We start from the raw sequence: 13,966 nt of genomic DNA, 5'->3' as shown, positions 1-13,966 counted from the left end.
TTGTATATGCAAAATGTAAAACAATATCCCAATTATTATAATATGAATGACTAAATATATAGTATCGGGTGTATTGATATTTTTTATATTTTATCAATGGCCGTAATAGAAAGAGTCGGGTTACGGATTCTTTTTCATTGAAAAAATGCGGATGGGGCTGTCACTCTTTTGGACAGCCCGTTAAAATATTTTGTCTTAATCTTTCGTTTTCTTTTTTGCCGGATCTTTTTTTAATCTCAGAACCTGTGCCGAACGGGCCGGTATGTATAACCGCAGCCATTCTTTCTTTGCTTTTTTATATAAAGGATCGGGCATGGTAAAATGGACTATATCGGGATTGACGAGACCATATCCTCCGAATTCCCGGGCATCGCTGTTCAGGATCATTTCGTAGGCCCCTGCGGGGGCCAGAATGCCGTAATCGGTAAATGATTTGTTCGGATGGAAGTTGAATATAAATATCAGATCTTTCCGGCGGAAAGCGAGTATCTGGTCTCCGTCGTTATCCCATAGTTTTTCGATGGGGGTCTTTTCAAAATGTCGTATCGATTTTATAAGTCCGATCATGGCCCTGTCGAACTCTCCCAGAAATTCGTATTTCAGGTCTTTCCTGTCAAATAGGCTCCATTGCCTGCGGGCGTATTTATAAGACCATCCGTTCCCTTCCCTCGGAAAATCTATCCATTCGGGATGGCCGAATTCATTTCCCATAAAGTTCAGGTATCCCCCGTTGATTGTGGAGAGGGTAACCAGCCGTATCATTTTGTGTAAGGCCATTCCCCTGTCTACGGTCATATTATTATCGTTTTTGGACATGTGCCAGTACATGATATCGTCTATCAGCCGGAAGATGATGGTCTTATCTCCTACAAGCGCCTGGTCGTGACTTTCGGCATAACTGATTGTCTTTTCATCACACCTCCGGTTTGTCAGTTCCCAGAATATAGAAGTTGGTTTCCAGTCTTCGTCTTTCTTTTCTTTGATGTTTTTTATCCAGTAATCCGGAATACCCATGGCCATGCGGTAGTCGAATCCCATACCTCCGTCCTGAAAAGGTGCGGCCAGGCCCGGCATACCGCTCATCTCTTCGGCGATGGTGATCGCATGAGGATTTACCTCGTGTATGAGCAGATTGGCCAGGCTCAGATAAGCTATGGCGTTATTGTCTTGTCCTCCGTTATAATAATCGGCATAGGAACCGAATGCTTGTCCCAGACCGTGGTTATAGTAAAGCATGGAGGTTACGCCGTCGAACCTGAAGCCGTCGAATTTAAATTCTTCCAGCCAGTATTTACAATTGGATAGCAGGAAGTGTATGACTTCGTGTTTACCGTAATCGAAGCAAAGAGAATCCCAGGCGGGATGTTCCCGGCGGTGATCTCCGTAAAAGTATTGATTGTGTGTACCGTCGAATCTTCCCAGACCTTCCACTTCGTTTTTAACGGCGTGGGAATGCACGATATCCATAATTACGGCGATACCCAGTTCGTGTGCGGTATCTATCAATTGTTTCAGTTCGTCGGGAGTCCCGAACCGTGAGGACGGTGCGAAGAAACTGGAGACATGATAGCCGAAGGAGCCGTAATAAGGGTGTTCCTGAATGGCCATGATCTGTATGGCATTGTATCCCATGCGGGCGATGCGGGGGAGTATCGTTTCCCTAAATTCGGTATATGTGCCTATTCTTTCTTCCTCCTGTGCCATTCCTATATGACACTCGTAGATAAGGAGGGGTGAAGTTTTGGGTATGAATTTTTTCTTTTTGAAAGTATAGGGTTCGGCAGGATCCCATACCTGGGCCGAAAAGATATAGCTTTTTTCGTCTTGTACTACCCGTGTGGCCCAAGCCGGAATGCGTTCTCCTTTTCCTCCTTTCCAGTGCATGGACAGTTTATACAGGTCGAGATGGTGCAGGGCTTCCGGTTTTAGTTTGGTTTCCCATACACCGTTTCCTATAGGTTTTAATTTGTATTGGGCCTGTTCTTTCCAGTCAGAAAATGTCCCAGTCAGATATATTTCAGTGGCATTAGGAGCCCATTCACGGAAAATCCATCCTTTGTCGGTTTTATGCAAACCGAAATATAGATATCCGTCGGCAAAGCCGGAAAGGGATTTTCTTCCTGTGAGAGCTTTTTTCGTTTCCAGTGTGTACTGGTGGCGTCCTTCGATAGCCTGACTATAGGGTGCCAGCCACGGGTCTTGTTGCAGAATCTTTAAAGGCTCCATATAAATAAAGTTAAAGCGGTGGGATGTTCTGCCAAACATATCCGCTGATTAGTTTTTCGGGTTACCTTCTGCCGGATAGATAAAAATCTTTCGGCTTATGCAAATATAAGAAAGTATCTCGGATTTTGATATAACCCGGAATAAAAATCGCCGCACTTATTCTCCGTTTTTGGGAGAGATGGCGACCGACTTCAGTCCTTGGGGAATATATCCGCTGCGTATTCTCCATTCTTGCGGATAAAGGTTGTTGGCTCGGTTGCCCACGTTCTTTACCCACCCTATAGGATGCCCCTGATAAGTGAGCAGTAGATATCCCCGGGGCAAATCTGAAGATAACTGCAGGCCTTCCCTTCGGAGGTAAGATATGGCTGTAGGCAGATCTATTTCAACTTTGTCGGTGTAATTTAGATTCAGAGAAGTAGATAAAGCCAGGGCATGGCAGGGGATCAGGTCTTTTCCTTTTTGCTCGGCTATAGGTATTCCGGCGTGGATGATCTGTAATTTGTTTCGCAATAATTGGTAATCTTTCCGGTATATAGAAGGGAAAGCTGTAAATGTGTTTGTTTCATGTATGAAATCGAATCGGTCCGGATGTAATAACATCCTTTTGAGTTCTTCCGGCACGGCCGGAGAGTTCTCTTTATTTTGTTTTCGTTTAGTAGCTTTGTCATTTTCTCTAAACAAGATCCCGGGCGACGTAGCCTCACTATTTTCCGGTTTTCGGAGGATGGTCATGAATAGACCTTCTCCACGTGTAAGATGAGGCATAAATCTGTAAACGGGTATGTCGCCCAGTAAGGAGTTTTTTATGCTCCATTCAGGATGCGTTTTTACGGGAAGAGGAATGGCTCCGAATTGTTTTTGCAGAAAAAGAATCATCTCTTCGTTTTCTTCCGTATTGTAAGTGCAGGTGCTGTATATGAGCAGTCCTCCGGGCCGTAGTGCACTCCATATATCGCGAAGGATATTCTTTTGTCTGTCTGCACAACGAATTACATTTTCAGGCGACCATTCCGAAATGGCTTCTTTATCTTTACGGAACATTCCTTCCCCCGAGCACGGAACGTCTGTGGCTATTACGTCGAAATAATGGTGTAGTGAAGAGAAATCGGAGGGTTCGTTGCGGGTTACGATCGCTGAAGGATTTCCCCATTTTATTACATTCTCGGCCAGGATATGGGCCCGGCTGCGCATAAGTTCGTTACTTACGACCAGGCTTCCTTCGGGCAAAGAGGAAAGAGCGTCTGTCGTTTTACCTCCCGGTGCGGCGCATAGATCGAGATAACGTACGGGATCGTGAATATACTGCCGGATAATGTGCCCCAGAAACATAGATGAGGCTTCCTGTACATAGTAGGCTCCTGCATGAAAAAGCGGGTCGAAAGTAAATGGAATTCGTTCGGGGAGGTAGAAGCCGGTTTGAGACCAAGGCACGCGTTCGAAATCGGTCCCGGATATATTTCCTTTTTCTCGGTTGCAGCGAATGCTTACCGGAGAATCCGATAGAATAGCCTGTTCCAGCAGATCATATTCTTCGGGTAGTAGAGTCCGGGTACGTCGGACAAATGTGTCAGGTAATTTCATCTACATATTATTTTCCCCGCAAAAATACGTATTTTTGTGGAAAATTACTGTAAAATCGTAAGTTATGCTGCAAGTTGCTTTATATCTGATTCCTGTACCTCTGGGTGAAACTTCTATTGACAGAGTATTACCGGATTATAACCGGACAATTATTGCCGGAATAAAACATTATATTGTTGAAAATGTGCGTACCGCCAGACGTTTTCTCAAAAAAAGCAATCCTGATATCGTGATAGATGAATTGACTTTTTATACACTGGACAAGCATACTGCTCCTGAAAGCATATCGGAATATTTATTGCCATTGGGAAATGGCTTGCCTATGGGGGTCATATCGGAAGCGGGTTGTCCTGCTATAGCCGATCCCGGTGCCGATGTCGTGGCTATAGCGCAGCGGAACGGTTATCCGGTGGTTCCGCTGGTAGGACCGTCGTCCATTTTGCTTTCTTTGATGGCTTCGGGTTTTAACGGACAGAGTTTTGCTTTTCATGGCTATTTGCCTATCGAAGGGAATGAGCGTACAAAAAAGATAAAGCTGCTGGAACAACGCGCCTGGAATGAAAACCAGACCCAGATATTTATCGAGACTCCGTATCGTAATCATCGTCTTATGGAGGATCTGATACGGAGCTGCCGTCCTCAGACTCGTTTGTGCGTAGCTTGTAATGTGAGTTGCGAAGATGAATACATCCGGACTTGCACATTGAAGGAATGGAGTAAATTGAAGTACGATTTTCAGAAAAAGCCGGCTATTTTTTTAATCTATAAATAGCAGATTAGGATTTTTTTATTCGGATAATAGCGCTAAAAAAATTATCTTTGCACGACTTGAGCAAAAAGGGAAGGAGATTATGGATTTACGATTTATGAGCCTGGCCAGCGGAAGCAGTGGAAATTGTTATTATCTGGGAACAGACGAATACGGTATTCTGATTGATGCGGGGATAGGGATAAGAACGATAAAAAAAGCATTAAAGGATAATGGTATCTCTTTCGAAAAAATCATAGCTCTTTGTATAACTCACGATCATGCCGATCACATCAAATCTGCCGGAATTGTAGGTGAAAGATATGGCATACCCATTTATACGACCGAAGCTATATTGCAGGGTATGAACCGTAATTATTGCATGGTGGAGAAAGTATATAGTGCCCACCGGAATATTGTGAAAGAGGTCCCGTTCAGGATCAGGGATTTCGAAATTACAGCTTTTGAAGTACCTCATGACGGAACCGACAATGTGGGTTATTTTATTCGTTTCGGCCGGCATAAATTTGCTTTTGCTACCGACCTGGGACATATTACCGATATTGCCGCTCATTATCTGAAACAAGCGAACTTTATGGTTATTGAAGCTAATTACGATGAAGAAATGCTTATAAACGGAACGTATCCGCCTTATCTCAAGAAAAGGATCCTGGCAGGCAGCGGTCATATGGACAATGCCGCTACGGGCGAATTTCTGGCCCGTAATTTCACCTCGGATCTCAAATATATATTTCTATGTCATTTAAGCCGGGATAATAATCATCCGGAATTGGCTTATAAAACGATAGAATACAGATTGTATCAGGAAGGCATACGTGTAGGAAAGGATGTGGAACTGGTCGCTCTTACCCGTAACCATCCTTCGGAGTATTATAATTTCGGAGAATAATAGATTTGCCGTAATTCCGATTTATTTTTTTGAGAGATAATTTGAAGAATGGATAATTTTTTCGGCTGAAAACTTTGGCAGGTACTTCAAAAAGTATTACTTTTGCACCCGTTACCAGCGAATGACTCCGTAGCTCAGTTGGTAGAGCAAATGACTCTTAATCATTGGGTCGAGAGTTCGAGCCTCTCCGGGGTCACACAAAATGAAGCACTTACAGTAATGTAGGTGCTTTTATTTATTATGCGGTGCTTTGGATTTTTAGTTTTGAAATAATTCCTTTTTTATATATAATTACATTATCTTCGAAAGAGATATATTTTCCCGAATCGGGAATTTATTTTCATTGGTAAATAGGATTGATAGAATGTTCTTTTTCTAAAGGAAGGAGAATATGTGGATATGACTCGATGGACTTCAATGATAATATAGAAATAAAAAACGGTACTGTAACGGTACCGTTTTTTTGAAAAGGATATGTTCTATTAATCTTTATTTAAGGCAATGATGCCTCTTTCCGAATGCTCTATAAAGTCGAGGATACTTCTTATCTCAGGAGACATGGGTATTTCTTCCTTTATTCTTTTTACTGCATTGGGCAGGCTCGTGCTGCATTGGTATATCTGACGATATGCTTTGGCTATATTGTCGATAATTTCGTTGTTGAAGCCATGACGTGCCATGATTACGGCGTTTATTCCATAATAAGTGATAGGATTGTGCGCGGCAACTATGTAAGGAGGAATGTCCTTATTGGAACGACAACCGCCTTTTATCATGGTCCAACTGCCTACACGACAACCCTGATGGAGTATGACTCCGCTACTGAGTATGGATTTGTCGTTCAGAATGCATTCACCTGCGATTTTCGATCCGTTTCCTATGATGCAATCATTACCTACTTTCGTATCATGAGCAATGTGTACACCTTCCATCAGAAAGCAACCGTTTCCTATTTCGGTAATTCCTTCCCGGTTAGTGGCCCGGTTAATGGTAACTTTTTCACGTATGGTGTTATTATCTCCGATTTTCAGGATAGTATCTTCTCCTTTGAATTTGAAGTCCTGAGGAGTTGCTCCCAATATGGCACTTTGGTATACTTTATTTCCACTTCCCATGCGTGTCCCGCTAAGAATACTGGCATGGGCCATAATAGTACAATTATCTCCGATCACTACATTCTTTTCGATGTATGCAAACGGAAGAATGTCAACGTTCTGACCGATTTTCGCATCAGGATCTACGTAAGCTAAAGGACTAATCATAATATTCTAATTTTAAGGTTTTTCTTGTTCATCGCCCGCCTCCCAATGCATGGTACAGATTGATGACGGATTGTATCTTCTGGAAAGAGTCCGAAGTTTCGGACAATTGTGCGCTAAGCAACGATTGTTGGGCTGTGAGGACTTCCAGATACGTTGATGTTCCTAAAGTTAGTAATTCCTGCGTATATTCCACCGATTTTTCGAGAGAATTTATCTGTTTTTTTCTTTCTATACTTTTCTCTTCGGCTGTCTGGTACAATGTGAGCGCATTACTTACTTCCTGTCCCGCATTTAAAATGCTTTGCTGGAACGCAATTAAGGCTTCTTCCTGTTGGGCTTTGGCGACTTTGAGCCGGGCGATGTTCGTACCTTTATTAAATAAGGGTTGTGTAAGTGAACCTACGGCGTTGGCTATCATTGTGAACGGGTCTACAATTTGTCCCCCGGCCAGATTAGTCCACCCGAGGGTTCCGCTTATGGAAATTTGCGGATAGAAGGCCGAGCGTGCCACATTTGTATTATAGTAAGCACTGGCCAGAGACATTTCAGCTGATTTTACGTCGGGACGGTTGGCGAGCATTTGGACAGGAATGCCCGCGTTCAATTGTTCCGGGAATGTCTGGTCTTCCAGTTTTCCTCGCTTGATCGTTTGCGGGGCTACTCCCAGAATTACGGATAATGAATTTTCTGTTTCTCTTATCTGGCGGCGGATATCGGGAATAGACGCTTCTATCATGTGGCTATTGGCTTCGCTTTGCACAACTGCAGCTTCATTCACACGACCGGCTTCTTTGAGATATTTCATTGTTTCAACATTTTTTTTCCAGTTTGCTGCTGTTTCTTCCGTAATGGCCAGTTGTTTGTCCAGCATCAGCAAAGTATAATAAGTATTTGCTATGGTAGCAATTACCTGAGTTTGTACGGCTTGCTTATATGCTTCGCTTTGTAATAAGGCTGCTTTTGCACCTCTTTTAGTGTTTAATAAACGTCCGAACAAATCTATTTCCCAACTTGCAGTGACAGGGAGGTTGTAACTCCATTGGTGAGGAAGCATATCCTGTATCCTGCTGAATGTTCCCTGGGGAGCCAGATTTAAAGAAGGTACGTAGGATAGTCGTGCCGACAACAGTCCGGCTTCGGCTTCTGTTACGCGTAGTGCAGCTGTTTTCAGGTCGCTGTTCTGTTCCAGACCTTGGCTTATAAGCGTTTGCAGATAGGGGTCGGTAAAAACTTTTTGCCAGGGAAGATTTCCCATATTGGCCGTATCGGACGCTAAGGTATCGTTGACAGATATGGTGTCCCGGTACATCCCCGAGGTATTTACCTCGGGGCGGTTATATGGTTTGTAAATATGACAGCTGCTCATTATGACTGTCAATATGATTGCATATAAAATGATAGGTTTCTTCATATTTTATTTTTTTATACGGTATATGAAATGCCCGGTTTATTTCGCATATTGTTCAATTTCCGGTTCCAGTTCTGTGTTATCCAAGTCTTTCCATTGTATAGGTTTGATGCGTTCCTGAATGTTCTGGAAGACGACAAATAACGCCGGTACGACAAATATTTGACATATCATACCGATAAGCATGCCTCCGACGGCTCCTGTACCGAGTGTGCTGTTACCGTTGGCTCCTACTCCCGATGCGAACATCATAGGCAAAAGTCCGAATACAAGAGCTAATGATGTCATGAGAATAGGACGTAAACGGGCGCCGGCTCCCTGTATGGCAGCACCCACAATGGACATGCCCGTGAGACGACGTTCCAATGCGAATTCTGTGATAAGAATAGCATTTTTGGCCAAAAGTCCCATCAACATGATCAATGATATCTGTAGATAGATATTGTTGCTTACTCCCATGATTTGTGCGAAGATAAAACTACCGCACAGACCGAACGGAATGGATAGGATAACGACCAAAGGCAGTATATAACTTTCGTATTGCGCACTTAACAATAAGTAAACAAATACGAGGCAGAGCAGAAATATAATAGCAGTGGTTCCGCTACCGTTGCTTTGTTCCTCCCGTGTCATACCGGAAAATTCATATCCGTAACCTGTAGGCAGACTTTCTGCTGCAACTTCCTGTATGGCTTGTATGGCCTGACCGGAGGTATAACCATCGGCAGGGGATCCATTGATGGTCATGGATGTGAACATGTTGAAACGTTTTATATTGTCGGGGCCGTATATTTTTCTCAATGTTACGAACTGTGTAATGGGTGCCATTTCACTCCCGTTGCGTACTTTAATGTTGTTAAGTGTTTCGGGATTGATACGGTAATTAGCGTCTGCCTGCATCATAACACGGTATAATTTACCGAAACGGTTGAAGTTTGACACATACATACCTCCGTAATATCCCTGTAATGTCGTTAATATGTCATTAGGGCTTATGCCTGCCTGCTTACATTTGGCAGCGTCTATGTCTACCATATATTGCGGGAAAGTTGGGTTGAATGTTGTCTGGGCAGCAGCTATCTCCGGTCTTTCATTCAGTTTGGCCAGGAATTCCTGGGAAATCCGGAAGAATTCGTTCAGATCTCCTCCTGTTTTATCCTGTAGGTTAAATTCGAAACCGTTAGTGACACTGTATCCGGGGATCATAGGAGGAGCGAATAACAAGACACGGCCATCTTTAATCGCTGCCTGAGCCTGCATATATATAGATCCGATTACAGAATTGATGTCTTCTCCTTTTCCTCGTTCATCCCAGTTCTTTAATCTGCAGATGAATGTACCATAGGAGTTTCCTTGTCCGGCAATGAAACTGTAACCGGTTATTTGCGTGCGGCTTTGTACGGCCGGATTTGCAGCTATGATACTATCCAGTTTTTCCATTGTAAGTTCGGTCCTTTCCATAGAAGTTGCCGGAGGTAAGTCTATTACCGCAAAGAAAGTTCCGGTATCTTCATTCGGTACAAGTCCGGAAGGAGTGATTTTCATTAAGAAAACGAGCAATACGACAGAAACGGCAACAGTTCCGAAAGATATCCATTTGTGATTGATGAAAAACTTCGTGCTGTTCTTATATTTTTTCAGGATAACATCGTATGCAGCATTAAAGGCTGTGTGGAAGCGGTCTATAGGAGACATTTTCTTTTTCTCTCCGTTTTTATCATGCGGTTTCAGGAAAATGGCGCAAAGGGCCGGGCTTAAGGTTAAAGCGTTCAATGCGGACAAACCGATAGCTATCGCCATTGTAATACCGAATTGCCTGTAAAATATACCGGAAGTACCGCCCATAAAACTTACAGGGATAAATACGGCCATCATCACGAGGGTGATAGAAACGATCGCGCCTGATATTTCGTTCATGGCGTCGATAGAAGCTATTCGAGCCGATTTATATCCTTCATCCAGTTTGGCGTGTACCGCCTCAACGACGACTATCGCGTCGTCGACGACTATCGCAATGGCAAGTACCAAAGCACATAACGTTAACAGGTTGATGCTAAATCCGATAATAAACAGGACAAAGAATGTTCCGATCAATGCAACCGGTATTGCTATTGCAGGTATTAAGGTTGAACGGAAATCCTGCAGGAATACATATACAACGAGGAAGACGAGAACGAATGCTTCGAATAGAGTTTTAAGCACTTCATCGATAGATGCGGACAAGAAGTCATTCGTATTCAACATAATTTCTATCTTAACCCCTGCCGGGAGATCTTTTGAACATTCGTCAAGCAATGCAGTAATATTGTTGATGATTTCCGTAGCATTCGATCCCGGAGTCTGAAATATCATTGCCGTTACACCCGGATGACCGTTCACGTTATTGTTGAATCCGTAAGATAACCGTCCTAATTCGATACGGGCTATGTCTTTTAAACGCAGTACTTCTCCGTCGGAAGTAGCCCGTATTACGATATCCTCGAATTCTTCGGCGGTTTGCAGACGTCCCTTATATTTCATGATATACTGGAAAGACTGGTCTCCACTTTCTCCGAATTGTCCGGGAGCTGCTTCAATATTTTGTTCGGCTAAAGCCAGGGTAACGTCGCTAGGCATTAATTTGTATTGTGCCATTACATCGGGTTTAAGCCATATACGCATAGAGTAGTCGGCTCCCATTACCATGGCATCCCCTACACCCGGTACACGTTGTACTTGAGGGATAAGGTTTATTTTGGCATAGTTTTCGATGAATTTCGAGTCATATTTGTCGTCGGAACTGTAGACTGAAAATCCCAGCAACATACTTGTCTGTCGTTTACTGGTAATTACACCTACTTTGGTAACTTCGGACGGTAAGAGACCTAATGCCTTAGATACGCGGTTTTGCACGTTTACGGCTGCCATATCAGGGTCGGTTCCCTGCTTGAAATAAATTTGTATGCTGGCGTCTCCGGTATTTGTAGCGGTAGAAGTCATGTAATTCATGTTTTCTACCCCGTTTATTTGTTCTTCCAGTGGAGCAATAACACTGTTTAGTACGGTTTGGGCGTTTGCTCCTGTATATGATGTACTTACTTGTATAGTCGGAGGTGCAATATCCGGATATTGCGTTACAGGCAACGATACAAGTCCCAGTATTCCTAATATAACGATCAGGATCGAAATAACAGTGGATAATACCGGGCGGTTAATAAATTTATCTAGTTTCATGTTTCATTGATTTAAAATACATGTGCTTTATAATTCAGCGATGATTATTTCCCGGTGTTTTTCATAGATGCTTGTTGTGTCAGTCCTTTAATTTTGGCAGCAGACTCTTCGGGCGTAATAGGCTTGATTGTCATTCCTTCTTTTACGGAAGTTCCGACTCCTTCTATAACAATGCGGTCTCCTGCTTTTAATCCGTCAAGTACGACATAAGTTTTTCCATCGTTGACCGGGGAAACTGTAATTTCGGTACTGTGTACGATGGAACTATCGTTAACCAAATACACAAATCTCTTATCTTGTATTTCATAAGTGGCTTTTTGCGGAATGATGATCGCTGCATCTGTGGTAGACGGAATGAGTACGGATCCTGTTCCTCCGCTGCGTAGTATTCTGTCAGGATTCGGAAAGGTAGCACGTATGCTGGCGGCCCCGGTAGCAGGATCGATTACTCCGCTGATAGTTTCTATTTTTCCTGATTCGGGATATACCGAACCGTCTGCTAACTTTAAAGATATTTCCGGCATCTTATCCAGTGCTTCTTTTGCCGATCCTTTTCCCTGGCGGGTCAGATCCAGTATTTGTTTCTCGTTCATAGAAAAATATACGAACATTTCTGAAATATCGGAAATTGTGGTAAGCGGAGTGGCTGAAGAAGGGCTTACAAGGCTTCCCACACGGAAAGGAATATTTCCGGCTATTCCGTTTGACGGACTAGTTACTACCGTATAAGATAGATTCTTACGGGCATTTACCAGTTGAGCATTAGCTTGAGCCAGATTGGCTTTCGCTGTTGCCAAATCGTTTAAAGCCATTTGGAGCTCGTATTGGCTTATAATATTTCTTTTAGCCAATTCTTTTTTGTTATCTGCTGTGAGCTGTGCAGTGGATACCTGGCTCTTTGCCACATTTACGGCAGCATCGGCTATGTTTACGGCTTCTTCATATTGTACTTGGTCAATTATAAACAGTGGCTGTCCTTTTTTCACGACAGAACCTTCGTCTATACATAATTTTGTGATGAATCCACTAACCTGGGGTCTTATTTCCACATCTTGTTTACCTCTGATTGTAGCCGGATAGAGACTTTCCAATTGACTATGAGTGGGCTGAACCGTAATTACAGCATATTCTTTTACAGTGTTAAAACCATTTTGGTTTTTTTTACCACAGGAAAAGAGGATCAGGCATAGTGCGATTACGACAATGCGCTGTGATTGAATAATCATAGAACTTCTAATTTTCATATTTTGCTTTTTTGTTGTGTAGAATTGAAAACCAATCTTGATACCTTTTTAAATTAGGGCAAAAGTACCTCAATTCTAAATAAGTAATTTTTGATATATATCAATTTTTACTTTTTTAATAGTGTAATTATTGTTAATAGTAATACTGTGTTTTGAAAATAGGTATTAAAATTTAACAAATAGCTAAAAAACGTTATGTTGCGTATTTGCCTGAACGAATGCGGCATAAAGTCTCGGTAGTGATTCCCAGAAATGAGGCAATTTGGCTTAAAGTCGCACGCTCGAATAATCTTGGATAACGGTTGATGCTCCATTCGTATCTTTCGCGGGCCGACTTATGTTGAAGCGTAATTACCCTATCTTCTAAAAAATGAGTGTATCGAATCAAAATTGTGTTGAGAAAAGTAACGGCCGATACGTTTGAAGCTTTAAGGGGGAGGGAAATCAAGTCGGTATGGATGGAAATAATATGAGAGTCTTCTATGAATTCGACAATTTCGGGAAATTCTAATTTGCTTAGCTTGGAACGCATGGAAATCATTATATCGTTCTCAAAAGTGAACGAATAAGTTATTTCTTTACCTTCTTTCAGATAAAAGGAACGTGCTCCTCCTTTAATGATGAAAAAGATTTGTTCGTCTACTTCTTTCGGACGAAAAAGCTTGTCTCCTTTTTTATAATGATGTTCACTAATAATAGGCTCTAACTTTTCTTGTAATTGCGGAGTTAATTTAATATTTAAATAATCGAGAAGTTCATGCATATTATATTGTTTTTATCGTTACAAATATAGTGTAATCATTCTGTAAACGATGTAAAAACAAATTATTAATTGTTTATGCTTATATATAATAATGTATAGGGTATAATATCTAATCAAAATTTAGCGGGGAAAGTCGGATGTGTAAACTTTATAATTATACAAAATCTCGCTGTTTAAAGTTTTCTTAAGCCAGATGTTTATTTTTCAGAATGAGTTTTTGCGGAATTTTTTTATTTGCATGTCTTAGTGATTACTTTGTTGTATTTATTGTGGAAAGAATGAATAAAAGAAGAAAAAGGCCTCTTCCTTGTGATAAATTATAAATTGGTGAAAGTGGCGTTTTGTAGCAAAGAGCAATTTTTGAATCCTCTCGTAAAGAGGCTGTTTTGAGGTTGTTGGTGTAATTTATTCCCCTGTTTTTAGTGTATAAAACTCGCATAAATATAATTGATATATTTATGTAATAGAAATGTACTATATATATACTATGTAATAAATCTAATTATAAATCAGTATGATAGATTGTTTTTTATATTTGAAAATATAGTTTTTTAATCCATTATGTATTTTACATTTGTGTGAAAATTTTGTTAATCACAATTCTGTTT

9 protein-coding genes and 1 tRNA gene are annotated in these 13,966 nt (G+C 41.7%); 3 read left to right on the top strand and 7 right to left on the bottom strand.

The window, feature by feature from the left end; translation table 11 throughout:
- Positions 1-195: 195 nt before the first annotated feature.
- Both OCV73_RS12460 and OCV73_RS12455 read right to left on the bottom strand, forming a co-directional pair.
- Complete coding sequence (locus OCV73_RS12460) at positions 196-2,226, bottom strand: alpha amylase C-terminal domain-containing protein (protein ID WP_147552684.1); 2,031 nt, start codon at positions 2,224-2,226, stop codon at positions 196-198.
- Between the two features lie 156 nt (positions 2,227-2,382).
- Positions 2,383-3,810 carry a methyltransferase RsmF C-terminal domain-like protein gene (locus tag OCV73_RS12455; protein ID WP_147552682.1) on the bottom strand — a complete coding sequence of 476 codons (1,428 nt, stop codon included), beginning with the start codon at positions 3,808-3,810 and terminating at the stop codon, positions 2,383-2,385.
- A gap of 67 nt (positions 3,811-3,877) precedes the next feature.
- On the opposite strand from OCV73_RS12455, the gene OCV73_RS12450 reads away from it, so the two are divergent.
- The 3 genes from OCV73_RS12450 to OCV73_RS12440 all read left to right on the top strand — a co-directional run bounded on the left by OCV73_RS12450 (position 3,878) and on the right by OCV73_RS12440 (position 5,664).
- Positions 3,878-4,582, top strand: coding sequence for an SAM-dependent methyltransferase (locus OCV73_RS12450; protein ID WP_147552887.1), 705 nt, complete (start codon positions 3,878-3,880; stop codon positions 4,580-4,582).
- A gap of 79 nt (positions 4,583-4,661) precedes the next feature.
- Positions 4,662-5,468 (top strand): MBL fold metallo-hydrolase, encoded by an 807-nt coding sequence (locus OCV73_RS12445; protein ID WP_147552680.1) that lies wholly within the window; start codon positions 4,662-4,664, stop codon positions 5,466-5,468.
- Positions 5,469-5,591: 123 nt separating this feature from the next.
- Positions 5,592-5,664, top strand: a tRNA-Lys gene (locus OCV73_RS12440).
- Positions 5,665-5,950: 286 nt separating this feature from the next.
- Here OCV73_RS12440 and lpxA read toward each other — a convergent pair.
- The 5 genes from lpxA to OCV73_RS12415 all read right to left on the bottom strand — a co-directional run bounded on the left by lpxA (position 5,951) and on the right by OCV73_RS12415 (position 13,358).
- Entirely contained in the window at positions 5,951-6,730 is a 780-nt protein-coding gene (gene lpxA, locus OCV73_RS12435; RefSeq protein WP_147552679.1) for an acyl-ACP--UDP-N-acetylglucosamine O-acyltransferase, read from the bottom strand.
- Positions 6,731-6,758: 28 nt separating this feature from the next.
- Positions 6,759-8,141, bottom strand: coding sequence for a TolC family protein (locus tag OCV73_RS12430; RefSeq protein WP_147552677.1), 1,383 nt, complete (start codon positions 8,139-8,141; stop codon positions 6,759-6,761).
- Positions 8,142-8,177: 36 nt separating this feature from the next.
- Complete coding sequence (locus OCV73_RS12425; protein ID WP_147552675.1) at positions 8,178-11,351, bottom strand: efflux RND transporter permease subunit; 3,174 nt, start codon at positions 11,349-11,351, stop codon at positions 8,178-8,180.
- Between the two features lie 44 nt (positions 11,352-11,395).
- A complete protein-coding gene (locus OCV73_RS12420; protein WP_147552673.1) occupies positions 11,396-12,595 on the bottom strand; it encodes an efflux RND transporter periplasmic adaptor subunit in 1,200 nt (399 codons plus the stop codon).
- 193 nt (positions 12,596-12,788) lie between these two features.
- Positions 12,789-13,358: a Crp/Fnr family transcriptional regulator gene (locus OCV73_RS12415; RefSeq protein ID WP_147552672.1), complete on the bottom strand. Its 570-nt coding sequence runs from the start codon at positions 13,356-13,358 to the stop codon at positions 12,789-12,791.
- Positions 13,359-13,966: the final 608 nt, after the last annotated feature.

It is taken from the genome of Barnesiella propionica, assembly GCF_025567045.1.
Taxonomy (GTDB): domain Bacteria; phylum Bacteroidota; class Bacteroidia; order Bacteroidales; family Barnesiellaceae; genus Barnesiella_B; species Barnesiella_B propionica.
The sequence above is the reverse complement of the archived record's forward strand: the minus strand, read 5'-3'. Positions and strand labels throughout refer to the sequence as shown.

Bases quoted from the DNA above. Each gene is read 5' to 3' on its own strand.
- OCV73_RS12460 (WP_147552684.1), bottom strand. From the start codon at position 2,226: ATGGAGCCTTTAAAGATTCTGCAACAAGACCCGTGGCTGGCACCCTAT.
- OCV73_RS12455 (WP_147552682.1), bottom strand. From the start codon at position 3,810: ATGAAATTACCTGACACATTTGTCCGACGTACCCGGACTCTACTACCC.
- OCV73_RS12445 (WP_147552680.1), top strand. From the start codon at position 4,662: ATGGATTTACGATTTATGAGCCTGGCCAGCGGAAGCAGTGGAAATTGT.
- lpxA (WP_147552679.1), bottom strand. From the start codon at position 6,730: ATGATTAGTCCTTTAGCTTACGTAGATCCTGATGCGAAAATCGGTCAG.
- OCV73_RS12430 (WP_147552677.1), bottom strand. From the start codon at position 8,141: ATGAAGAAACCTATCATTTTATATGCAATCATATTGACAGTCATAATG.
- OCV73_RS12425 (WP_147552675.1), bottom strand. From the start codon at position 11,351: ATGAAACTAGATAAATTTATTAACCGCCCGGTATTATCCACTGTTATT.
- OCV73_RS12420 (WP_147552673.1), bottom strand. From the start codon at position 12,595: ATGAAAATTAGAAGTTCTATGATTATTCAATCACAGCGCATTGTCGTA.
- OCV73_RS12415 (WP_147552672.1), bottom strand. From the start codon at position 13,358: ATGCATGAACTTCTCGATTATTTAAATATTAAATTAACTCCGCAATTA.